The sequence below is a fragment of the Nitrospira moscoviensis genome (assembly GCF_001273775.1).
Classification (GTDB): Bacteria; Nitrospirota; Nitrospiria; order Nitrospirales; family Nitrospiraceae; genus Nitrospira_D; species Nitrospira_D moscoviensis.
In genome coordinates, this window is sequence record NZ_CP011801.1 from 3,955,544 (window position 1) to 3,976,462 (window position 20,919).

Annotated in this window: 23 protein-coding genes; 16 read left to right on the top strand and 7 right to left on the bottom strand. The window is 60.7% G+C overall.

Features of this window, described 5'->3' with window-relative positions:
* Window positions 1-85 precede the first annotated feature (85 nt).
* Window positions 86-763, top strand: a complete 678-nt coding sequence (locus NITMOv2_RS19245) for a lytic transglycosylase domain-containing protein (RefSeq protein ID WP_238590396.1) — start codon at window positions 86-88, stop codon at window positions 761-763.
* Here the strand turns inward: NITMOv2_RS19245 and nadB are convergent.
* Entirely contained in the window at window positions 666-2,348 is a 1,683-nt protein-coding gene (gene nadB / locus NITMOv2_RS19250; protein WP_083448209.1) for an L-aspartate oxidase, read from the bottom strand. The two genes, NITMOv2_RS19245 and nadB, sit on opposite strands and share 98 nt — an antisense overlap.
* Before the next feature lie 2 nt (window positions 2,349-2,350).
* The gene (locus NITMOv2_RS19255) at window positions 2,351-2,824 is read right to left on the bottom strand and encodes a hypothetical protein (protein ID WP_145976432.1); all 474 of its coding nucleotides are present in this window, start codon (window positions 2,822-2,824) and stop codon (window positions 2,351-2,353) included.
* A gap of 171 nt (window positions 2,825-2,995) precedes the next feature.
* On the opposite strand from NITMOv2_RS19255, the gene NITMOv2_RS25190 reads away from it, so the two are divergent.
* From NITMOv2_RS25190 to NITMOv2_RS19270, 4 genes are all read left to right on the top strand, one after another.
* Window positions 2,996-3,091, top strand: a complete 96-nt coding sequence (locus NITMOv2_RS25190) for an AURKAIP1/COX24 domain-containing protein (RefSeq protein ID WP_083448210.1) — start codon at window positions 2,996-2,998, stop codon at window positions 3,089-3,091.
* Between the two features lie 27 nt (window positions 3,092-3,118).
* Window positions 3,119-3,340: a DUF6812 domain-containing protein gene (locus NITMOv2_RS19260; protein ID WP_053381406.1), complete on the top strand. Its 222-nt coding sequence runs from the start codon at window positions 3,119-3,121 to the stop codon at window positions 3,338-3,340.
* A 75-nt stretch (window positions 3,341-3,415) separates the two neighbouring features.
* Window positions 3,416-5,155: an ABC transporter ATP-binding protein gene (locus NITMOv2_RS19265; RefSeq protein WP_053381407.1), complete on the top strand. Its 1,740-nt coding sequence runs from the start codon at window positions 3,416-3,418 to the stop codon at window positions 5,153-5,155.
* A gap of 149 nt (window positions 5,156-5,304) precedes the next feature.
* Window positions 5,305-5,700 carry a hypothetical protein gene (locus NITMOv2_RS19270; RefSeq protein ID WP_145976433.1) on the top strand — a complete coding sequence of 132 codons (396 nt, stop codon included), beginning with the start codon at window positions 5,305-5,307 and terminating at the stop codon, window positions 5,698-5,700.
* A gap of 663 nt (window positions 5,701-6,363) precedes the next feature.
* Here NITMOv2_RS19270 and NITMOv2_RS19275 read toward each other — a convergent pair.
* The 5 genes from NITMOv2_RS19275 to NITMOv2_RS19295 form a co-directional block, all read right to left on the bottom strand.
* The gene (locus tag NITMOv2_RS19275; protein ID WP_145976434.1) at window positions 6,364-7,389 is read right to left on the bottom strand and encodes a hypothetical protein; all 1,026 of its coding nucleotides are present in this window, start codon (window positions 7,387-7,389) and stop codon (window positions 6,364-6,366) included.
* A gap of 188 nt (window positions 7,390-7,577) precedes the next feature.
* Window positions 7,578-8,711 (bottom strand): inorganic phosphate transporter, encoded by a 1,134-nt coding sequence (locus NITMOv2_RS19280; protein ID WP_053381410.1) that lies wholly within the window; start codon window positions 8,709-8,711, stop codon window positions 7,578-7,580.
* Between the two features lie 9 nt (window positions 8,712-8,720).
* Window positions 8,721-9,776 (bottom strand): arsenosugar biosynthesis radical SAM (seleno)protein ArsS, encoded by a 1,056-nt coding sequence (arsS, locus tag NITMOv2_RS19285; protein WP_053381411.1) that lies wholly within the window; start codon window positions 9,774-9,776, stop codon window positions 8,721-8,723.
* Window positions 9,777-9,824: 48 nt separating this feature from the next.
* Window positions 9,825-10,181 carry an ArsR/SmtB family transcription factor gene (locus NITMOv2_RS19290; RefSeq protein WP_053381412.1) on the bottom strand — a complete coding sequence of 119 codons (357 nt, stop codon included), beginning with the start codon at window positions 10,179-10,181 and terminating at the stop codon, window positions 9,825-9,827.
* Complete coding sequence (locus tag NITMOv2_RS19295) at window positions 10,181-11,368, bottom strand: methyltransferase domain-containing protein (RefSeq protein ID WP_083448211.1); 1,188 nt, start codon at window positions 11,366-11,368, stop codon at window positions 10,181-10,183. The genes NITMOv2_RS19290 and NITMOv2_RS19295 overlap by 1 nt, the downstream gene beginning before the upstream one ends.
* A 304-nt stretch (window positions 11,369-11,672) precedes the next feature.
* On the opposite strand from NITMOv2_RS19295, the gene NITMOv2_RS19300 reads away from it, so the two are divergent.
* The 11 genes from NITMOv2_RS19300 (at window position 11,673) to NITMOv2_RS19350 (ending at window position 20,918) form a co-directional block, all read left to right on the top strand.
* Complete coding sequence (locus tag NITMOv2_RS19300) at window positions 11,673-12,116, top strand: heavy metal-responsive transcriptional regulator (RefSeq protein WP_053381414.1); 444 nt, start codon at window positions 11,673-11,675, stop codon at window positions 12,114-12,116.
* A 266-nt stretch (window positions 12,117-12,382) separates the two neighbouring features.
* Window positions 12,383-12,643 (top strand): mercury resistance system transport protein MerF, encoded by a 261-nt coding sequence (merF, locus tag NITMOv2_RS19305; RefSeq protein WP_053381415.1) that lies wholly within the window; start codon window positions 12,383-12,385, stop codon window positions 12,641-12,643.
* Between the two features lie 23 nt (window positions 12,644-12,666).
* Complete coding sequence (locus NITMOv2_RS24110; RefSeq protein ID WP_053381416.1) at window positions 12,667-13,224, top strand: putative iron-sulfur cluster-binding metallochaperone; 558 nt, start codon at window positions 12,667-12,669, stop codon at window positions 13,222-13,224.
* Window positions 13,181-14,329 carry a mercuric transporter MerT family protein gene (locus NITMOv2_RS19315; protein ID WP_053381417.1) on the top strand — a complete coding sequence of 383 codons (1,149 nt, stop codon included), beginning with the start codon at window positions 13,181-13,183 and terminating at the stop codon, window positions 14,327-14,329. The genes NITMOv2_RS24110 and NITMOv2_RS19315 overlap by 44 nt, the downstream gene beginning before the upstream one ends.
* Before the next feature lie 38 nt (window positions 14,330-14,367).
* Window positions 14,368-14,778 carry a heavy-metal-associated domain-containing protein gene (locus NITMOv2_RS19320; protein WP_053381418.1) on the top strand — a complete coding sequence of 137 codons (411 nt, stop codon included), beginning with the start codon at window positions 14,368-14,370 and terminating at the stop codon, window positions 14,776-14,778.
* Between the two features lie 38 nt (window positions 14,779-14,816).
* Window positions 14,817-15,314, top strand: a complete 498-nt coding sequence (locus NITMOv2_RS19325; RefSeq protein ID WP_145976435.1) for a cupredoxin domain-containing protein — start codon at window positions 14,817-14,819, stop codon at window positions 15,312-15,314.
* Window positions 15,315-15,334: 20 nt separating this feature from the next.
* A complete protein-coding gene (locus NITMOv2_RS19330) occupies window positions 15,335-15,712 on the top strand; it encodes a carboxymuconolactone decarboxylase family protein (protein ID WP_083448214.1) in 378 nt (125 codons plus the stop codon).
* Window positions 15,713-15,737: 25 nt separating this feature from the next.
* Complete coding sequence (locus tag NITMOv2_RS19335) at window positions 15,738-17,432, top strand: tetratricopeptide repeat protein (protein WP_187299278.1); 1,695 nt, start codon at window positions 15,738-15,740, stop codon at window positions 17,430-17,432.
* 120 nt (window positions 17,433-17,552) lie between these two features.
* The gene (locus NITMOv2_RS19340) at window positions 17,553-18,341 is read left to right on the top strand and encodes an ethylbenzene dehydrogenase-related protein (RefSeq protein WP_053381422.1); all 789 of its coding nucleotides are present in this window, start codon (window positions 17,553-17,555) and stop codon (window positions 18,339-18,341) included.
* A gap of 10 nt (window positions 18,342-18,351) precedes the next feature.
* Complete coding sequence (locus NITMOv2_RS19345) at window positions 18,352-19,689, top strand: multiheme c-type cytochrome (protein WP_187299279.1); 1,338 nt, start codon at window positions 18,352-18,354, stop codon at window positions 19,687-19,689.
* Window positions 19,686-20,918, top strand: a complete 1,233-nt coding sequence (locus NITMOv2_RS19350; protein WP_053381424.1) for a multiheme c-type cytochrome — start codon at window positions 19,686-19,688, stop codon at window positions 20,916-20,918. The genes NITMOv2_RS19345 and NITMOv2_RS19350 overlap by 4 nt, the downstream gene beginning before the upstream one ends.
* Window position 20,919 lies beyond the last annotated feature (1 nt).

Genomic DNA, 20,919 nt, shown 5'->3' on the forward strand with positions numbered 1-20,919 from the left:
CGGCTTTTCACGGCTTTTTAGTCGGCTCAAGGGCATAGGACCTGCATTTCCTTGACACACAGGCTCAGACTGCTATCGTGTGACCATGAAAAAACCGATGTCCGCTGTCATCGCCATCCTTTCGGTCCTGACCGCTGGGCTCGCCGTGACAGGCGCACCCGACGCCGGCGCCGAAATCTATCAATATGTGGATGCCAACGGGACGATCTCACTGACCAACGTGCCGTCGGACAGTCGCTATCGCCGGCTTGACGTGCATCCGAATCGATTGCATCCCATGATCTCGGAGCGGGAGTTGGAGCCGGTGATCAGCCGGTATTCCCGCCAGCATCGGCTGCATCCGGCGCTGATCCGCGCCGTCATCAAGGCGGAGTCGGATTTCGATCCCATGGCCGTCTCGCGGGCGGGAGCGGTGGGGTTGATGCAATTGATGCCGCACACCGCGGTCCGGATGGACGTGCGGGACCTGTACGATCCCGAGGACAACATCGGCGGAGGGACGAAATATCTGCGGCAGCTCTTGGACCGATTCCGGGGAAACCTGCCGCTGGCGCTCGCGGCCTACAATGCCGGCGAGCATGTCGTGGATCGTTATCGCACGCTCCCGCCGATCGACGAAACCCGCCAATACGTCCGGAAGGTGCTCCGGTATTACCGCACGTTTCTCATCCGCGACGCGGCGGCACCGGGCCGCGTGATCGCGTCTTCGGAGCCGGCAGCGCAATCACCAACCCCCGCGGCGCCGGCCGCTTCCGCTCCGTGACCAGATCCTTCACCGACAGTTGACTGTGCCGCTTCCATCCGGCTCCGCGGCTCTGCGGAAAGTCGGACCGGAAATGGGCCCCTACGCTGTTCTCCCGCCACAAGGCCGCTTCCGCGACGCAATAGGCGACCTGCACCATGTTCTTGGCTTCCAGATCCGCGCGCGTCGCGAAGGGCCGGCACACCAGCCTCATCCATCGCGACAACTGGGCCGTGGCGCGAATGAGGGAGTCGCGAGACCGGATGACGCCCACCTGGCCCCACATGGTCCGGCGGAGCGAGCTGCGCAGTTTTTCGGCATCTTCCAGCGGTTCCCAGCGGCACCGCCGCAGCGCCTCGGCGTGGCGGGACAGGTCCGGGACCGTCCGGCTCGACGCCCACCAAATCGCTGACAGCCCGGCCCGCATCCCGAAGACCAACCCTTCCAACAGGGAGTTGCTGGCCAGCCGGTTCGCGCCGTGCACCCCGCTGCAGGCCACTTCGCCCGCGGCAAAGAGCCCTGGCAGCGTCGTGGCTCCGTTGATGTCGGTCCAGACTCCCCCCATCATGTAATGGGCGCTGGGCGAGACGGGTATCCACTCTTCCGTGATGTCGATGTCGTAGCGGAGGCACGTGGCGTAGATGGTGGGGAAGCGCCGCTTCACGAAGTCGGCGCCAAGATGGGTCACGTCCAGATAGACGTGGCGGGCGCGCGTGGCGGCCATTTCCGCCCAGATGGCGCGGGCCACGATGTCGCGGGGCGCCAAGGCTCCCATCGGGTGGTAGCGGTGCATGAAGAGCTCACCCTTGCTGTTGCGCAGCTGCCCTCCCTCGCCCCGCATGGCTTCCGACAAGAGAAACGGCGGACTCGAGGGCAGAAACAGCGCGGTGGGATGGAACTGGACGAACTCCATGTCTTGGAGCTGCGCGCCGGCCCGGAAGGCCATCGCCATCCCGTCGCCCGTGGCGTTGGGAGGATTCGTCGTGCGGGCATAGATTTGACCGGCCCCTCCGGTGGATAAGACGACCGCCTTGGCCGGCAACACGAACTGCGCGCCGGTATGTTCGTTCAGCACCACGGCGCCGCAGCACCGGCCCTCTTCCACGATGAGATCGACGGTAAAATGGTAATCGAGCCGCTGAATGCGCTTGTGCCGAGCCGCTTGGGCCATGAGCACGCGGACCATTTCATTACCGGTGGCGTCGCCCCGCGCGCGGAGGATGCGGCTCCGGCTGTGCGCGGCTTCACGCGCAAACGCGAATTTTCCGCCGGCCTTGTCGAACTTGGCGCCCCAACGGATGAGCTCCTGAATCCGGTCCGGCCCCTCCTCCACCAGCACGCGCACCGCTTCGCGCCGGCACAATCCATGGCCGGCCTTCACCGTGTCGGTCAGATGAATCGCGACGTCATCTTCTTCACTCAACGCCACCGCGACGCCGCCTTGAGCATAGATGGAACTGCTCTGCAGCGGGTGGCCTTTCGTCAGCATGACGACGCGCCCCTCCCGGCTGAGCTCCAGCGCGGCGCGCAACCCGGCCACTCCGCTGCCGATCACGAGAAAATCCGCCGGCGGCGCGATAGGCAATGGTCGTCCGGTTGCGGCCATGGTCACGGGGCGGCCGGCCGGGTCGGGGACGGGCCGGTGAACGTTTGTCTCGTTTTCATCCCGAAAGGCAGGTCGCCCTGCACGCCGCGCAGGAGAATCGAATGCGTGCCGACCCACTGCAGGCGCGCGTGCCCGCGCTGACGGATGCCGCTATCGTCGGGATCTTTTTTCCACGTGCCCTGCCAATGCACATAGACGTCGATGTCGTCGCCTTCGATCATGATGCGCTCGATCTTGAAGTCCACCGCAATGGAATGAAAGGCGTCGAAGTCCGCCTCCGCCTCCCGTTGCAGCAGCTCCAGCTGATCGAGCGGCAGCATCAACGCCTCAAAGCCGGAGCGGTCCTTGCGCTGATAGGCGTCCCGCAGGGTCTCCACGGCCTGATCGATGCGGCGCATGCGCTCGTGGTCTTCGGGATACTGCACGGTCTTCGAGGAACAGGCGGCCAGCGCCAGGGCGAGGAGCAGAACAGGCACCCAGGTCGTCGGTGACCACGATCGAAGAAAAGTCCGCGCCGGCATGGTCGCGCAGTATATCACAGCGGTCGTCCGCGGCCCTGCGCACGACCACGGCGAGGGGATGCTCGCGCGCGACCTTGCATTTTGCGCCGAAAGCTTCTAGACTCCCGCCCCCAGGAGACGAGACGCATGTCGAGTGTGTTGAAAAAACGCCGGAAGAAAATGCGCAAGCACAAGTATAAGAAGTTGCGCCGGCGTCAAAAATTCCTTCGCCGCAAAAGCTAAACTCAGCCCGCGTTGCGGGAGGAGGAGATGGTGCCAGAGGGCAAGAAGGTTCGCATCCGCGTCCGGACGGTGAGCTGCACCTACGTGGGCGACTTTCTCATTCCTCCGATGCGGAATCGTGTGTCCGACGCGATCAACGAGGAAGCCCGCTTGTTCATCAGCCTGACCGACGTCGTGATCAACGACAAGGACCGGTCGGATTTCGTGGCGATTAACAAGAATCTGATCGAATCCATCGTGCAACTGTAGTGGTTGCCGCCTTCACGCTTGTCTCTCCACGCCCGCGTGTTTCCCGATCGCCGATAGACACGTCGTCCAGCCGCCATGCTCGTATTTAGACGCTTCCTTCCTTTTCTCCGACCGTATCTGCCCCGCATGGTCGCCGCGGGCCTTCTCGTCATGGCGGTGGCGGCCATCAATCTGGCACTGCTCCGGCTGGCCGGCAGCCTATGGGACGTCATTACGGTACAGCACGACGCGGCCGGCATGACGCGGCTGATCGGGCTGTTCCTCGGACTGGTGGTGGTGCAGGGCTTCTGCTCGATGGGCCACAGTTATCTGACGGCGTGGGTGTCGCAACGCATCGTGGCCGATTTCAGGCGGCACCTCTTCGGGCACTTGCAGACGCTGTCCGTCGGCTTCTTCGCTCGCCGCCGCACCGGCGAGTTGCTCTCGCGGCTGATGAACGACGTGACGATCATCCAATCCGTCGTCACCGAAACGCCCATCGACGGCGCCAAGCAGCTCGTCACCTTCGTCGGGGGCATCGCCTTTCTGCTCGCCATGAATTGGCGGCTCTGTTTGCTCATTCTCGTCTTGCTGCCACTGCTGGTGCTGGTGGCGAAGTTCTTCGGCCGCCGGCTGAAAGCGCTCTCCACGTCCATCCAGGACCACACGGCCGCGATGACCACCCTCGTCGAGGAAGTGATTTCCGGTATCCGCATCGTGAAATCCTTCGTGCAGACGCAGCGGGAAACCGACCGCTTTGCGGCGCAGGTCCAGCGCACGCTCGTCCTCACGCTGCGGCGGGCCGCCATCATGGCGGTGTTCATTCCCGTCATCAGTCTGTTGACCTTTTCCGCAGCCGCGGCCGTGCTCTGGTACGGCGGCCGCCAAGTCATCGAAGGCCTGGTCACACCCGGCGACCTCTTCGCGTTCGTCCTGTTCGCCGGCATCCTGATCGGCCCGTTCAGCTCCGCAGCGCGGGTCTTCGCCCAGATCAAAGAAGCGGAGGGCGCGACGGCGCGGGTCTTCGACATTCTCGACGCGCAACCGGACATCCAAGACCGGCCCGGCGCCCGGCCCCTCACCGACATCGCCGGCCACCTGCGCGCCGAAGCCGTCGGGTTCAGCTACGATCCGCGCAGTCCGGTGCTCGCGAATCTTTCGTTTGAAGCGAAGCCCGGCGAGCTGGTCGCCCTGGTCGGACCGACCGGCGCCGGCAAGACGACCGTGATCAACCTGTTGCATCGCTTTTACGATCCGACCGCGGGACGTATCACGGTCGACGGGCAGGATCTGCGGGACGTGACCGTCGAGAGCTGGTATCGGCAAGTCGCGCTCGTGCCGCAAGAAACGGTGCTGTTCGGCGGGACCATTCTCGACAACATCCGATACGGCACCCCCCACGCCGACGAAGCCGCCGTTCAGGACGCGAGCCGCGCCGCCCACGCCCATGAGTTCATCACCGGCTTCCCTGACGGCTATCACACGATGGTGGGGGAAAAGGGCGTCAACCTCTCGGGCGGCCAGCGCCAGCGCATCGCGATCGCGCGGGCGATCCTGAAGAATCCGAGGGTGCTGCTGCTGGACGAAGCGACTTCCTCCCTGGACACCGAATCCGAGCGGCTGGTGCAGGACGCGCTCGAGCGGCTGATGAAAGGCCGCACGACCTTCGTCGTGGCCCATCGGCTCTCGACCATTCAACGCGCCGATCGCATTTTGGTCCTGGACAAGGGCCGGCTGGTCGAAGAAGGCAGCCATGCCCGGCTGCTCGAGCGCCAGGGCCTTTATCACTATCTCTACACGATGAGACTGAGTTGGAACGAAACCGGAGAGTCCTAGACCTACCCAAACCCGATCGCCTCGTCCATCGGATCAGCCGGCCCGCCGGCCCCCTTGACTCCGCATCGGGCAGGATTATTTACCAGCCCGCAGACCTTGCTTGCACCGCGCAAGCAGCCACGTCAACCTTCAACCAAAGGAGGGACATCATGAACTCGTCACGAATGACTGTGTTGCTGATCGCGCTGTCCCTGCTGTTGGGCGGGATTGCGTTTACCCCCACACCCGCGCAGGCGGCGGCGTGGATTTCGGGAGCCGACATGTTTGCATCGGATTGGGTGGCCAAGATCGAGAAGGAACTCTTCAAGAAAGAATACCGCTATGTCTTCGCCAACGACCCCCGCGCGCCACAGGCGTCGATCCTGCACCTGCTCAATCGAGCGGCCAAAGCGCAGGCGACGCAGAACGAGACGATGGCGCGGGAGCTGGCGCAGGAAGCCGTCTCCGTGCTTGAGGAAGGCATCCGGAAACATTACTACAGCGCCGAGGATGTCGAACCCATCTTGCAGGCGATCAAACAGCACGTGCCCGTCAAGCTCAGCTGAGCCGAGCGCAGTGAGGCCCGTCGCCTCGGCGACGGCCTCACTGCGACTCTGCTCTCGGGGATTGAGCTGAAGGAAGGGGCAGTCAGACTCGTGCTGGCTGCCCTGTCAATGTGCTGTCGTGCGGCGTCAGGAGGGTCGGGTATATTCAGGTAATAAATCCGTAAACTACGGCATTCACAAGTGCATGATTTTGCTAATTACTGCAAGTGTCCAGACTCAGCAAAGTCGTAAACTGACCTCTGGCTCTTGCTAGCGAAGTTATAGATTTTTGGGAATAAAGTCGTAAACTAAGTTTGCTCCAATGAATCGTTTCCCTCTTACCTTTCCTTCCCGCCCCGATAACTCGCATACTCATGTCCTAGCCTATCTAACCTTATCTGGGCCTTGGCTGGCTTGAGAGGGCTAGAACACGACGACTTTACTTTACTCTCCCGAAGAAGCAGACACGGCAACATCCGTGAGCTGCCTTCGCATGCGAAACCACAGCTTCGCGCGATGTTTTTTCACCATGCAAGAATACTAGCCTCTTCACTGGCAGCTATCTTGACACTTGTTATGCAACCAAACCTATACATAACTGCCGCTGAAACGTAACGGCGGCTTGAGGTAGATACTAAACTATAAAGAGACAATAGGGACAACCGTCTGCATAGTCTTGCAACCTTACCGCATAATTACTGTTCCATTTTTCCCCCAATAGTAATAAATGGAGAAGTTGGGGAAGATGGCTTCCTGAGTATTCTGTCCGGCAACGGTAAACAGCACCCCCGCAGCACCGACCCAGTGATCGCCTAAGCGATACTGAAGGGTTGGTTGGACACCGAACGTATTAAATCCATTCCTCCCTCCGGTCGTGACCTGATGACCATCTGCGCGCCACGTCAGCCCATGAAAGCCAACGAGTTCGAGGTTATACCCAAAGCCTCGCTTCTCATCGAGAATATGCTCGATGATCAGACGGGTGTTGATGATGTCGCTCGGATAGGTGGTCTCTCCGGACTGACTCCCCGGTAAATGGTATGAATAAAACACGCCGGCGCTGATGCGAAAGGGGGCGAGATTCTTGCGAGCCAAAATGCCCTCCGTCCACGTGAGCGAACCGAATCGTGAAGACGGGAGACGACCGAGTGGGGCAAACCCGCCCGGAGGGCTCTCCGTTCCGGCCCATTTGCTGGTCGGGAGCACGATCATATTGAAGGTCGTAATCGACGGGCGCCAGCCATCGGGATCCTGCACAATCGGGCGGTATTTGAGATAAATCTGGGTATCACCAACCCCTGAGTCAGTCGTCCACGGTCCCCCTTTCCCCTGATTGAACTGCGCACTGGAATTGGCCCACCAGAATGAGCCGGAGAGACCGACGTTGAGCTCCAAGTGATTCGTCAGGCCATACGCCATCGTCACAACCGGGGCGATTTGATACGAATGGACGGGTGACGGCGTGCTGTTCGTCGTCAGATCATTGCCGAACTGCTTTTCACTGATTTGAGAGAAGATGAATGGATGAACCGTAAACTGCCCTTGAGGATGGACATCGACACCACTGATGAAAATCGGCCCGTTCGAAAGCGGATTCCAGCTTTGGCGGTATTTCTGAATTTCTTGATCGGTCGGAACCCAATCGAAAGCAAGCGCCTTGGCTGGTCCTGATACCCCCAACCCAAGCGTGATCCAGAGTAAGCAGACCACGCGACCTATTATCCTGGACCGGGTGAACGTCTTTCCTCGCGGCTGCTCATGAAACACAAACGAGTGTCTTGCCATTCACTCCTCCAGCAAATAGTAGAGATATCTGCATGAGTCCATGTATGAGAACGACCAACGGCTGAACGCCGCTGTAACTACCAGGTCACATCGGGAGAAGACTGTAAGCCTGCTTACACAATCAGGGCGAGCAGGAGGTAGGCGAGTGCTGAGAGGAATGCGGCAGCAGGCAGTGTCACCACCCAGGCAAGGACCATGTCCCGGACGGTTGTCCAACGTACGGCGCTCACGCCTTTCAACAACCCGATTCCGATAATGGCCGAGCTGCTGACGTGCGTCGTTGAGACAGGCAGTCCCATCAATGCCGAGACGAACACGAGAGACGAGGTTGTGAGATTTGCAGACAATCCTTCGCTGTGATTCATCTGAGTGACCTTTTCAGCCAGCACTTTCGTAACGCGGAGTCCTCCGAGGTAGCTGCCGAGCCCCATGGCCACTGCGACGCCGATGATCGCGGCACTCTGCGCTGCGACGCTGGGCCATGATGCAATGGCGCTCCCGAGCAATAACATCGCGGCAATCTTGGGCGCGTCATTCGTCCCGCGCGCCAAGGAGGCTAACCCGCTCGAGCACCAATGGATGCTGTCCAATCCAACCGTGAGCCCGTTCAGTCCAGCCCGGTCACACTGAGCAGGGACAGCCATCACAGGTCGCCCCAGAGTCGTAGTTTGAAAAAGCGTCCGCGTCGCCCCCTGTCCATCGAGCATGACCAGTGCCCGAGCCGTCGGCATCACACACAGGCAAGTTCCTTCCCAACGAGCCACCAGCCTTCGCGTGAGTGGATGCAGCACGAGAGAGAGCGCCAACGCCAAGAGAGGGCTCAGAATGAGCGGCAGAACAATTTTCTTTCCAATCCCCTCCCAGAGCAGTCCCTCTCTCCCAAATGCGATGAGGCCCGCCCCGACGATCGCCCCAGTCAGCGCATGAGTGGTCGAAACGGGCAGTCCGGTCCACGAAGCGACGAGGACCCAGAGCATGGCGCCAACGAGCACGGCCACAACGAGATTGGGCGAAGCAGAGACGCCAGGTACCAGCAATCCTTGACTGAAGGTCTTGACCATTGCCGTGGCGATCACTCCTGAGAGAACAGCACCAAGGACCGTCCATGCTGTCCCCCAGAGAATGGCCGTGCGATACCCCGTCACCCCGCTTCCAACAAGGGTGGCGATGGCCTTGGAGACATCATTCGCTCCGTTGGCAAACGCCAATGCCAGCAGCAGCACGAAAGCGACGATCGAGACATCCATGGATTCGTCCTATCTTCTCGATGCTGTTCCAGCGACCGCCCCGCCACAGGAAGAACCCGCGCCTGCCGTGCAGCCGTAGCAATGGTTGAGTGTGACAATCTGGCGTTGATTCAGTTTTACTGGATCAAAGTCACGAATATGGGAGGGCAACCCGGGATCTACCGGCAGTTCGAGCATCTGATTGAAGTCGCAGTCATAGAGCGTGCCATCCCACCCGATGGAAATCATCGACCGGCACATCACGCCGGCGGCCGCTGCAGGATTGAAGGCGTTGGCCAACCGCTCCATATACTGCTGGTAGTTGCCACTCTCCACGAGAAACTCGAGATATCGGCTCACGGGCATGTTGGTGATCGTATAGAGATGGGTGAACTCGACGCCATGGCGACCCCGGAGTTCTTTCCGAAACTGCGCTTCGATGGCCTCTTGCTTGGGTGGGAGAAAGGCGCCGACCGGATTGTGCACGAGATTCAAGAGCAGGCCGCTGTCGGAGCGGCCATATCCCAACCCGTTCAACAGGCGTAGCGCCTCGATCGACTTCTCGAAAATGCCGTCGCCCCGCTGCGCATCGGTCTGGCTGGCGCGATAGGAAGGCAGTGAGGCAATGATTTCAACCCGATGCATCGCCAGAAACTCGGCCAAGTCTGCCTGTGAGGGGATCAGGAGCACGGACAAATTACAGCGATCCATCACATGCCGGCCGAGTCCGCGAGCTTGTTCGACCAACCATCGGAAATTGGGATTCAGTTCCGGTGCGCCCCCCGTGAGATCGACCGTGGGAATGTCGGTTGTGGCGAGCGCCTGCATGCACAGCTCTGCTGTTTCTCGCGACATCCGTTCGGTCCGATCCGGGCCTGCGTCCACATGACAGTGCTTGCAGGTCTGGTTGCAGAGCTTCCCCACGTTGATCTGAAACACCGTCATCCCGGTCGCTCGAAGCGGGAAGAGGCCGGCTTGATCGAGTCGGGTCGCAAACGACGAATAGCCGTTCGAGCCCGCGAGCAGCTTGAGCTGTTCAGATGCGGAGGCCAGCGGATGATGTCCCCCCAGCAGGGTCAGCGGCATGTCGGGCTCCTCACACACACAACAGTCGCTCTCACGAGCCAAGCCACCTCAGCGTGCATGCGTCACCGCGGTCAAAACAGTTTCAGGGAATCGCACCTCGCAACACCCAAAATTCAGGGCCTGCCCTTGCCGATTCGCTAACGCCCGTTTGACGGTTGGAGCGATGCGATAGCAGACCTGCTTGCCCTCCCGGAGTCCTTCGACTAACCCGGCATCGCGAAGAATGCGAAGATGATGGGAGATGTGCGGCTGCGGGCAGCGCAATTCTCGCACAAGCTCCGTCACGCATTTCTCTTCGACCAGCAGGGACTCCAGAAGACGCAGTCGGGTCTTATCCGCCAACGCTTTCAGCACCGCGGCGCATTGGCCCGTGGTCAGGATGTCGCCTATCGAAGCACGCTTCATCAACAGCAGGCTCCATTAGGGGAACAATTCACGACCTCACCGCTGACCATCTGGCCCGCGCGATTGATGATCGCAAAATGAGGCGCGTAGCCGTCAGTTTCTAATACGCCACGTGTCTTGGAGCAGATCTCCAACGGTTCGCCCCGGCGGTAGATATGGTGGTCATCGTCGTGCGCTTCCAGGAACGGTCCGGCCAAGTGCGCAAAATCACCCGTCCACACACAGGGGGTTTGTTCGGGAAGTACCGCCACCCATCTCAGATCCGTCTGGTCGAGCGTCACAGGCTCTTGTGACAAGATAAACAATGGGGCAAACGGCGGTTGGCTCAGCACGAGGGCCGAGTCCGGTGTGAGTGTTTGAGGGACTCCGCGCCGGTAACTGGTGCCTCGTTCATCCACTACGCGGCTGAAGGGGCCGCGGAGCGTGGCATAGCGTGGGCTTAATGCCGGTGCATTGGCCGGGAGTTTGTAGCCGGTCAACGTCACCGAGAAGAAGTGAATACCGTCGATCCGCTGCCAGGGGGACGACTTGATCAGATGGATGCCGAGAAACCCTGCCCCCGTCATGCAAGCCATATAGTCGGTGAGTGTGAGGGCGCCAGACAGGCAATCGCCCCATTTCTCCGCATCATGAACCAGATACTGAGATACGGGCTGATCCGCGACGATGTCCGAAATAGTAAACCGTCCGCCCGCCTTCGCGACACGGAACATTTCACAGAAGACTTTGCGCTTGTCGGGGGCCAGATTGATCACGCAGTTGGAGATGATCAAGTCGGCCGTGCCGTCTTCCACCGGCATGGCGTCGGCCATGCCTTTGAGGAACTCGACATTGGAAGCGGCATAGCCGAGATTGCCGGCCACGATCACGGCGTTCCTGCGCGCGATCTCCAGCATCGTATCGGTCATGTCGATGCCGATCACGCGGCCGGTCGGGCCGACAAGGCGCGACGCCTCGAAACAGTCGATCCCGCCACCCGATCCGATATCCAGAACGGTTTCCCCGGCACGCACCGTCTTCAGCCCAGCAGGCGTACCACAGCCATAGGAAATCTTGAGGACCTCCTCCGGGATGAAGGTCTTGAGATGGCTCATGTCATAGCTGGTCGGGCAACACATTTGCTCTCCCGAGCTGGCCGCCCGGGCGTATCGATCGCTGACGGTCTGGGTAATGTTCTCTCCTGGCATGGCTCCCCCGCTAAGTCATGAACATATGGAGATATGTCTGTGTATTAAACTGACCAATTCGCCTTCAATCTCCAGCCGCGCACCAAGATGGATGCGTCAGAGGAGAAGAATACAGCGAGGAGGACGAAGGTTCTGTAAGCTGGCTTACAGTGACGACACACCTGGGCTCTTGGTCGTCAAAGCAGTAGAGAAGGGCGCTTATTCAGTCGAATGCGTACAGCATAAAGAATGAAGACAAAAGAATGCTGGCCCTCTTGACTCAGTACCATGGTACAGGGTGTAGAGTCTCATCGGAGGTCAGAAGATGACAGTTGGGTGCACCATCGGGCAACTCGCGAAAGCGGTCGGGGTCAATGTCCAGACAGTGCGGTATTACGAACGGCGCAGGCTGCTCGGTCCGTCTGCGCGCCGACCGTCGGGATACCGGATCTATGGCGAAGACGAGGAACGGCGGCTCCGGTTCATCAAGAATGCCCAAGCCCTGGGCTTCACGCTCCATGAGATCGAAGAACTGCTTGATCTTCAGGTCAGCTCGAAGACCCGCTGTGGTGATGTTCAACGAAAAGCCGAGGCCAAGTTGAAACACGTGGAGGCGAAAGTGCGGGATCTGCAAGCGCTTGCCCGGGCGCTTCGGAGCCTGATTCGAGACTGCCGGGCCGGGCAGCCGACGGATCGTTGTCCGATTTTGCAGAGTTTGGAGAAAACAGAAAGGAGGGTCACCAATGACAACCGAAAAACGACGCGTTGACGTGTTTACCGCGGGCTGCCCGCTCTGTCAGGACGCGGTCAGACTGGTCACATCCCTGGCCTGCCCCAGTTGCGAGGTGCAAGTCTATGATCTTCCGGGAAGGCTGTGTGACGAATGAATGCCGAGAGAAGGCCGCCCGCTACGGTGTCACGGCTGTTCCGGCGGTTGCGGTGAATGGCACACTGCTGGACTGCTGCCGGCGAGAACCGATCACCGCTGATCGCCTGATCGCTGCCGGGATCAGTCAGTCATGAAAGGGGGACGCGATGGAAGAGAACCGGCGTAAGCGACTGCTGTGGACAGGATTGATCGGCTCCGGCCTCGTCGCCCTGTGTTGCTTGACACCGATCTTAGTGGTGCTGTTGGGAGTGGTTGGGCTTGGGGCCTTCACCGGCTATCTGGACTTCCTGCTCCTTCCCGCCCTGGCCCTGTTCCTGAGTCTTGCCGTGTATGCAGGGACCCGCCAGCAGCAAGACACGAGTGGTGCCTGCTGCACGTCCCATCAATCCGAGAGTCGGAAGCCATGAGTTTCAGAGACAAGGGGAACCGGATGACTGACTGCTGCAAGCCCCTCGGGGAGCCAAAGAGACAAGAAGATCGATTGCTGTGTCACCAATGCGGTCGTGAAGGCCAGCCGGTCGATCGGACCACCATTGATGCCTTGCTCAAACCCGAGTCGCTGAGTCAGGTGAAGGGCGGCCAGTATGCGTTCTGTGAGACTCCGAGCTGCCCGGTCGTGTACCACGCCGCGGACGGAACTGCCTTCGAGAAGCGCCACGTCCGCGTGCGGGTGGGGCTCAAGGAAACGGAGGATCCGGTTCTGGTCTGTTATTGCTTTCACGTGACGGAGCGCATGATCCACAAAGAAATTCAGCAGACCGGACGGTCCTCGGCCTCAACCCGCATTCGAGCCGATGTCAAGGCGGGACATTGCCGCTGCGAGGTGGAGAATCCGTCAGGACGGTGCTGTTTGGGGGAGGTTATCCGAACGGAGAAGCGGGCGGCTGCCGAGCGCAAAGGGAGCGATCAGGACTTCGCACGTTCCAGAAGAAAGGAGATCGAGGATGCGGCCATCTGTCAAGACGCTGGACCGGATCGGGTCTATTGAACCGCTCGCGACCGAAACGGTCACGCGACTCCTCAGCAGGACCGAGTCCATGCTGGGATGGAGGCTTCGTCGAGCTGGGCTCAGCCCGCGAGAAGAAGCGGTCAGGCAGTACATCCTCACGCAGTATCCCTTGCTGGGGCGTGCGCCCGGCTGTCAGGAGATCGCAACAGCGCTTGGTTTGAAGGGGCCGGGTGACGTGCGAGCGATCCTGGAGCGATTGCATGAACTGGATCTGCTCTACCTGGACTCCGACTCTTGTGAGATCCGTCTCGCGTACCCCTTCTCCACGATTCCGACAAAACATCTTGTGCAGTTTCTGGACCGGCCTTCGGAGAAGCCGATCTACGCCCTCTGTGCCGTCGATGCGCTAGGCATCCCGTTCATGATGGACCGAGATGTGTCGATCGAGTCGTCTTGTGCGTATTGCGCGACGCCGGTGGCCGTCAAAGTGCGGGACCGGAGCGTCGAGTCCTGCACTCCGGCTGAAACGGTGGTCTGGGTTGGAACCGCGTACAGCGGGCACGCGGCGACGTCGCTCTGCCCCACCCTAGATTTCTTCTGTTCACCGGCGCATGCGGCCGCCTGGCGGGAGGTACGACCACAGGAGGAGGGTCATGTGCTGAGTGTGGCGGAAGCTCTCTACCTGGGCAAAGGGATCTTTGAGGATCTCCTGAGGCCGCACCCTGGCGTGGTGTCGTCCGCCCGCACAGCGGCGCCTCCACCTGAGACGGCAAAAGCCGCAATGACGGCCAGCACAGCCGGGGGGTTGCTGGCCGCCTTCTTCGCGTCGATCTGCTGCATCGGGCCGGTCGTCTTTGCCGCCCTGGGAGTGGGTGTGGGGGCCACCGGGTTGTTGGCCAACACGGCTGGGGTCCTCAAAGCGCTGTTGCCCTATCGACCGCTGTTCATTGGACTGACCACGGTCTTCCTGGGCGTCGGTTTCTATGTGGCCTACCGAAAGCCGACGGTCGGTGAGGCATCTTGTCAGGCCTGTGTGCCGGCGTCAGGTGTTCGTTCGAATCGAGTACTGCTCTGGATCATCGCGGGCCTCGCAGTGGCCTTGGTGCTCGCGCCCTATTGGCTGGAGTTTGCGACAGGATCATGAGTAGGCAGAACGTTACAACAGGGAAAGAAGTGAATCCAATGAAGACGACCATATTTCTCGTCAGCTGGGTTTTGATTGGTAGCATGATCTGGGGCGGAACCGTGGAAGGCGCCGCTCCTTCACAGGAGTCAACGCCTGCGAGCCCGACCGGAGAGGTCATCACACTCAAGATCGAGGGTTGGACCTGTGCCAGTTGCGAAAAGGACATTCGCCGTGCGTTGCTCGCGGTGCCGGGCGTGAACCGAGCAGAGGTGAGCTATGCCCGTGGAGGAGTCATCGTCGAGATCGAACGCGGTCGAGTGAGCAACGAGCAGTTGGTCCAAGCGGTCGCGAGCGCGGGTAATATTCTTTCCTCGTATCGGGCCAGCGTGATTCCGAACGGCACACTCACGGCCAAGGCCGGCGAACAGGGTAGGGGGTGGAATTGGTTCGGGAACTTGTTCAAGTAGTGTCTCCGCTGACCAAAGGCTCCAACGTAGGCGCGATCATGTGGTGCCAGAGGTCTCTTGCGAGCACACTCGCCGCACTTTCCCTCGCGGTGCTGTGGCATCACGGTGGCCAAGCCTTGGTTCGGGCCTCAGAGCCTGAAGCCGACACCCAGGCGATCCGCGTGAACATCACCATCAAAGCCAGGCAGTTCCATCCCTCGCCGGTCTCGGTACCTGTGGGACGGCATGTGGGACTGATCTTCCACAACCAGGATGTCGAACTGCATGCCTTTGTGCCGACGCGCTTTCTGGAGGGTGTGCCACTCCATGTGGAAGGGAATGGAGCCCCTCAGTTTGGGGAAAAGGGACTGGAGCGGGTGCTGATTCCATCGGGAGGCAGAGAGGAAATTCACTTTGTGCCGACCGTGGTCGGCACATTCGAGTACCGCTGTGATTTGCCGGGGCATCAGATGATCGGGACAATTGTGGTAGAGGAAGCTGCGGCAGATCAGCGCACAGCGTTGGGGCACAGTGACAGCGTGCAAGAAACACCGTAACGAACAAGGGAGCAATCACGATGCCGGATGCCAGACCAATCCAGGGTGACCACATCTCCGAGTTTGAAGAGCTTCGTCGCCTGAGTCCTAAAGTTACCGGCGGGCTACTGCGCATGCGGCAGGAGGCCTATCGCGATGCGGCAGTCGCTGGAAAATACAAGCTGCTGACCGCGATGGCCATCTCGACCGCCGTTCGATGTGAACCTTGCATTCAGGCCTATGTGCAGATGGCGGTTGACAAAGGTATCACGCAAGAGGAATTGATCGAATTCCTCGAAGTCGCCATGACCATGCAAGGATGCCCGGGCGAAGAGTGGGCCTTGAAGGCCTATGCCGCCTACAAGGCCTGTCTTGACGGGAAACCTTCCGATTCAGGAGATGCGTGCTGTTCCCACTGAGTCGATACGGTTCAAGGGGATGAACATGAAATGGTTGCGCTCACAGCTTGCGGCGGGAATCGTGCTGGCGCTCTCGCTCACTCCGCACACAGTCGCCACGGCGACAGAGGATCTCTCCGGTCTGATTGCCGAGCTCAATCAGGCCTGGCAGCAGGGGCGCTCGAAGGATATTGCCGACCGCTTTGACGAAGCCCTGCGGATTGTCCCCAATGACTATCGGGTTCACAAAGCCTATGGAGATTTTCTCACCGCGAACCGCCGAAATCAGGAAGCCCTGGCCGCCTACCGCCGCGCGGCCGAGCTGGCGCCGAATGCTCTGGATGTTCACTGGGCCATGTGGAGTCTCTTCGATCGCATGGGGGATCAGAATCGCGCGATTCTCGGTTTGCAGGAAGTCGCGAGGCTCGATCCGGAGAATCCCTTGGCCCGCCTCCGCCTGGCGAAAGCTCTCCGCAACGTCGATCGGCTGGAAGAATCGGCGGACAGTTTTCGTCGAGCCACGGAACTCGACCCCGACCACCTGGCCTATCGCTTACCCTATGCGAGGGCGCTCTATGACGTGTTGCGGTACGAACAGGCGCGACGGGAAGTTGAGACGGTGCTGGCCCGTGCGCCGAAAGCTTCCCCTGAAGCGGCGGCCGCACAGAACCTGCTGGGTCTGGTGAGGGGCGATTCGAGCGACAAGGGACGGCGCGCCGTGACCAATCAGAACATCGCGATTCCCGGTGTCGATATGGCGATGCGCGGGAAACGATGGGCCTTGACCCGCGACAAGGCGTGGCAATTGATGCGAGCGGAGCGGCATACGGAAGCCGAACCGGCCTTGCGAGAGGTGCTCGCGATCATGCCGGAGGACTATAAAATCCACTATGACCTTGGGCTCACCCTCATGGAGCTCGGGCGGTATGAAGAAGCTATCGCCGCGTTCCGTGCGGGCATTCGCGTCAGCAGGTTCGGCGAGTGGTATCCCGACTCGTTGTATCGGATCGGCCTCTGCCAGGTCAAGCTCGGCCGTTGGCAAGAGGCCGTGAGCCGGTTCGAACGCGTGCTGGAAATACAAAATTGGCAGAAGGAGGAGGGGTACGGGATGACGTTTCCCGACGTGAACGCCGTCCAGGCCGCGCTGGATGATGCCCGGCGGCGCATTTCGGCGAGCGAGACAACGGCGGTTGTTCCGGCTGCCGAGCTCACCATTGAACTTATGCGCCCGCGATCGGAAACGGATCCCGCGCCCGCCCTCGACTCAAGCATGCCATTGCCCGAGGCGATTCCTCTTCCAACTCAGGTGGCTCCGCTTGAAGTGGGCTACGCGCAAGGATGGTTTCGGCAAATGATACCAGCGCGGGGCGTCGTGCAGGATGATTTGCCGACCGGACTGCAAGAGTTCATCCCCATTGCGCCCACCGATACCTTTGCGCCGGACGACCCCGAGATCATCATCGTCTTCACGTTGACCAGTGTGCCCTCCGACGAAATCATCCTCAACACTCGCTGGATGGCGGAACGCGCCGAACGGGAACTATCGAACACCCTGATCGGCACCGATACGGCGATGCTGACACTCAATGACAAATCAGGCTATGTGCGGCTGAAGCGACCGCAGGATGGGTGGCCGATCGGTGTCTACCGGGTGGATTTCTACCTCGGCGACCAGGTCGATGCGTACACCCATACAGCGGAGGCTCGATTCCGAGTAGTTGCGGCTGCTCAGACGCGGTGACATCGGAATCCACCACCGGGAGGCTTTCCGATGGCCGACAGGAAAACAGACGGAGGAGTGATGCCCCTTTCTAGACGACGGATTGTTAAACGAGACCCCTGGCTCCATCATGCCCGGCGTATGCTGGCCCTGGCGCTGGTCATGGCCGCCGGCCTCACCTGGATCGGGATTCCCGCCGTGAGCTCGCAAGGTCTCTTCGTGCGCTCTCACAAGGTCGATGGACCGGTGCCGGCCACTCCTGACGATCCCACGTGGGACCGTATCACTCCGCTCACGCTGCCGCTCAGCGGGCAGGTAATCACCAGACCGGCATGGCCTCAGCCCTCGGTATCTGCCATCGCTGTTCGTTCCGTGCACAACGGAAAACAGATCGCGTTCCACCTCACGTGGGAGGATCGCACCAAAAACGATCGCATCACCCCGGGCACGTTTCGAGATAGTGTCGCACTCGGCCTGGCTCTCGGCGATGCGCCCGCGTTTTTCTGCATGGGGCAGCTCGATCATTACGTCAATATCTGGCAGTGGAAAGCGGACTGGCAAACGGATATCGATCTGCGGGCCGCGCGTGATCACAGCCCCGACCAGTTGGGGGGAGTCCGCCGGTTCGAGACTATCCCGAGACGCGTGTCGTCGGTGGAAGCACTCCTAGGCGGCGGGTTCAGTACGTTGACGCCGACCCAATATCAAGGTCGGGTCCAGGGCAAGGCGCTGTGGAAAGACGGTCGGTGGCACGTCGTCATGACGAGGACTCTGACGACGGTGGATCAGGAAAATGAGGCGCCTCTGGGGCCGGGCCGCGCCCAGGCTCTGGTCCTGGCCGTCTGGGACGGGGGCATTCAAGAGCGTAACGGTCAGAAGGCGGTGTCTTCCTGGCTCCAGCTCGTGCTGGACCCACTCCCGTCCCTATAAAAGGAGTTGCATGATGGCAATGACACGATGGCCGTTGCTGCTTGGAACGCTCGGGGTACTGCTGCTGGGAACAGGGTTGTCGGCCGAAAACTCAATCACGGCTCCGCGGATGGAGCCGCCCGAGGGACCAATGAGCGACACGCACTGGGTGCGCGAGATCGAGCAGGTCTTTCCCCGTTCGGAGAATTGCCGGCAGTGCCACGATCGGCAGGATGGCGAATGGACCGTGGGGCGAGAGCGGGCGATCCGCTCAAACGCCCCGCCCCGAGTGGACCTCACATTTCCGCATGGGACGGCGATCACGACGCCCCTGTTCCAGCATGTGTTCGGTCTGTGGCTGCAGACGCAACCGACCGGGGACCAACGCACGCGCTGCTTGTCCTGCCATGTCCCGAGCATCACGGCGTTCCCGCAGCACACCGACAAGATTGCCCGCCAAGTCCTCAGCGGCACGGTGACCGTGGAAGGCATCAGCTGCGCTACCTGCCATGCCGTAGACCACGTCCATGCGGAGAACGGTAGTTCGCCCCCCACTTTCTCGCTCAAACCTGGCAAGGCCTTCTTCGGACCGTTCCCGTCGCCGGAGGAGAATCTGGTGCACCCCGCGCAGCAATCAGATCTATACCGGGGCGCGCACTACTGTGCCGCCTGTCATTTCGACAAGGTCAAGGACGTCACCAGGCCGGATTTGCCCGGTGAAATTCTGCAGGGCACGGTTTGTCAGGACTGTCACATGGAGCAGTCGACCGGGAGCGCCACGTCCAAGCGGGGGGCCATGACTCGGCCCATCGGACGGCACGAATTTCATGGCGTCATCGTCCCGGCCCTGATGCTGAAGAATCGGAATCTGCAAGCCGAGTGGATGCCCAGGCTGGATATCGAGGTCTCCGGCTCCACACAGCGCGTGACCGGGACCGTCCTGATCCGGAACGGCAGTCTCCCGCATAGCTTCCCCGGCGGCGATCCGCTCCTGAAACAGTTCGTGCTCACGATCACCGCGATTGACGGGCACGGGAAAACTGTCGCCGAGGAGCAGAAGCGCTTCGGCTCGTCCTATGCCGAAGTCCTGCGCAATCCAAACCCCGATCCGCTGATCCGCGGCGGCACCACGCGCAGAATTCCGTTCACACTGGCGGTACAGGCCGGTGCACGACCGGCTCGAATCCAGGCCGTGCTTTCCTCTGCCCTCCTGCCCGAAGCGGATCCCACTCTGCTGGAACGGTATCTAACCTCACTCCCCTCCGATCATGAACGAGCGGAGGCGAAACGGCTCCTGACGGAGTATACCCTGCCAACCCTGCTCACCTTTCGCAGCCGTGCACTCGAAGGGAAGGAGATGATGCCATGAGCCATCGTCGCACTGCCGTGGGCCTCTTCGGATTCGTCGCGATCCTCAGCGGCTTCTTTATCTGGAGCGTCGTGCCGGTCACTCAAGGGGCGGAGGACGGGGCAGCCAAGACCGGCCTGGACAAGGCCTTTCCGCTGGCCGCGAAATGCAAGCGCTGTCACGAGCGGGCCTATGAAGAGTGGGAAGCCTCCCCGCTGTCGCGATCCATTCACTCCCCGGCCTTCCGTGCGATGCTCAACGAATACCTGACCTTCTCGGGCGGACGGGACAAGGCCCTCTGCTTCCGCTGCCACGCGCCGCATATTAACGAATTTCCGGAGCACACGGAAACATTCGTGACACAGGCTCAGTCGGGAGACCCCGCCATCGACGGGGTCGGCTGCGCGCAGTGCCATTTGATCCAGCACGTGGATCGGACCAAACAACCGCCGGTCCCGAAATATGTCACGGGCAAGACCCTATACGGCCCCTACAAGGACTTCGTCTCCAACCTCGCCCATCAGTCGATGGATCTTGACCTGTTCCGGAAAACCGATCTCTGTCTCAATTGTCATCTCGCCGTGCCGATGGCAACGAACCTGGGGAACAAGAACGACTTGTTGGGAAGCTGGGCCACTAGCGCGTCGGTCAAATCCGGGAAGCAATGCCAGACCTGTCACATGCCCGGACAGGTCGGCGAATCGGCCAACGGCGAAAAGAAACGCACGATCGCCAACCATTCGTTCCCAGGGCGGTTGGGCAAGCTGCGGCAGGACGCGGCCAAACTGGACGTCGTGACCCAGGTGAAGGGGGCCCAGACGACGGTGACCGTCACGCTCCGGAACCTGGTGCCGCACAATCTGCCGACCACGCATCCCGGGTGGGCGAGCGTGGTGCTCGACCTGACGATCAAGGGTAAGAATCTCAAGACGGTGTTTCACGACCAGCGGGTCTACGGGAGAACCTATGCGGATGCGAACGGCGAGCCAACGGTCTTCGACTTCAAAGCCGTCAAGGTTGTCAGCGACACGGTCCTGAAGCCGGAAGAAACTCGTCTCGAAACCTTCACGTTCCCGACGCCAACAGACACGCGGTCGTTCGATGTCGAGGTCTCGTTGAACTACGCGCCGGTCACGGGCCCACCGGACTTTCTCCAACGTATCGAGGCGGAATCGACGAAGGGAACCCAGGATCCGGTCTTCCAACCCATTCCGATCGTGAGCACCGCAGAGAACATCCCACTGCGCTGAA

Coding starts and splice junctions, on each gene's coding strand:
- NITMOv2_RS19280 (WP_053381410.1), bottom strand. CDS start 8,711: ATGGATGTCTCGATCGTCGCTTTCGTGCTGCTGCTGGCATTGGCGTTT.
- NITMOv2_RS19335 (WP_187299278.1), top strand. CDS start 15,738: ATGAAATGGTTGCGCTCACAGCTTGCGGCGGGAATCGTGCTGGCGCTC.
- NITMOv2_RS19330 (WP_083448214.1), top strand. CDS start 15,335: ATGCCGGATGCCAGACCAATCCAGGGTGACCACATCTCCGAGTTTGAA.
- NITMOv2_RS19265 (WP_053381407.1), top strand. CDS start 3,416: ATGCTCGTATTTAGACGCTTCCTTCCTTTTCTCCGACCGTATCTGCCC.
- NITMOv2_RS19270 (WP_145976433.1), top strand. CDS start 5,305: ATGAACTCGTCACGAATGACTGTGTTGCTGATCGCGCTGTCCCTGCTG.
- NITMOv2_RS19300 (WP_053381414.1), top strand. CDS start 11,673: ATGACAGTTGGGTGCACCATCGGGCAACTCGCGAAAGCGGTCGGGGTC.
- NITMOv2_RS19340 (WP_053381422.1), top strand. CDS start 17,553: ATGCTGGCCCTGGCGCTGGTCATGGCCGCCGGCCTCACCTGGATCGGG.
- NITMOv2_RS19320 (WP_053381418.1), top strand. CDS start 14,368: ATGAAGACGACCATATTTCTCGTCAGCTGGGTTTTGATTGGTAGCATG.
- merF (WP_053381415.1), top strand. CDS start 12,383: ATGGAAGAGAACCGGCGTAAGCGACTGCTGTGGACAGGATTGATCGGC.
- NITMOv2_RS19295 (WP_083448211.1), bottom strand. CDS start 11,368: ATGCCAGGAGAGAACATTACCCAGACCGTCAGCGATCGATACGCCCGG.
- NITMOv2_RS19345 (WP_187299279.1), top strand. CDS start 18,352: ATGATGGCAATGACACGATGGCCGTTGCTGCTTGGAACGCTCGGGGTA.
- NITMOv2_RS24110 (WP_053381416.1), top strand. CDS start 12,667: ATGACTGACTGCTGCAAGCCCCTCGGGGAGCCAAAGAGACAAGAAGAT.
- arsS (WP_053381411.1), bottom strand. CDS start 9,776: ATGCCGCTGACCCTGCTGGGGGGACATCATCCGCTGGCCTCCGCATCT.
- NITMOv2_RS19260 (WP_053381406.1), top strand. CDS start 3,119: ATGGTGCCAGAGGGCAAGAAGGTTCGCATCCGCGTCCGGACGGTGAGC.
- NITMOv2_RS19350 (WP_053381424.1), top strand. CDS start 19,686: ATGAGCCATCGTCGCACTGCCGTGGGCCTCTTCGGATTCGTCGCGATC.
- nadB (WP_083448209.1), bottom strand. CDS start 2,348: ATGGCCGCAACCGGACGACCATTGCCTATCGCGCCGCCGGCGGATTTT.
- NITMOv2_RS19245 (WP_238590396.1), top strand. CDS start 86: ATGAAAAAACCGATGTCCGCTGTCATCGCCATCCTTTCGGTCCTGACC.
- NITMOv2_RS19290 (WP_053381412.1), bottom strand. CDS start 10,181: ATGAAGCGTGCTTCGATAGGCGACATCCTGACCACGGGCCAATGCGCC.
- NITMOv2_RS19315 (WP_053381417.1), top strand. CDS start 13,181: ATGCGGCCATCTGTCAAGACGCTGGACCGGATCGGGTCTATTGAACCG.
- NITMOv2_RS25190 (WP_083448210.1), top strand. CDS start 2,996: ATGTCGAGTGTGTTGAAAAAACGCCGGAAGAAAATGCGCAAGCACAAG.
- NITMOv2_RS19325 (WP_145976435.1), top strand. CDS start 14,817: ATGTGGTGCCAGAGGTCTCTTGCGAGCACACTCGCCGCACTTTCCCTC.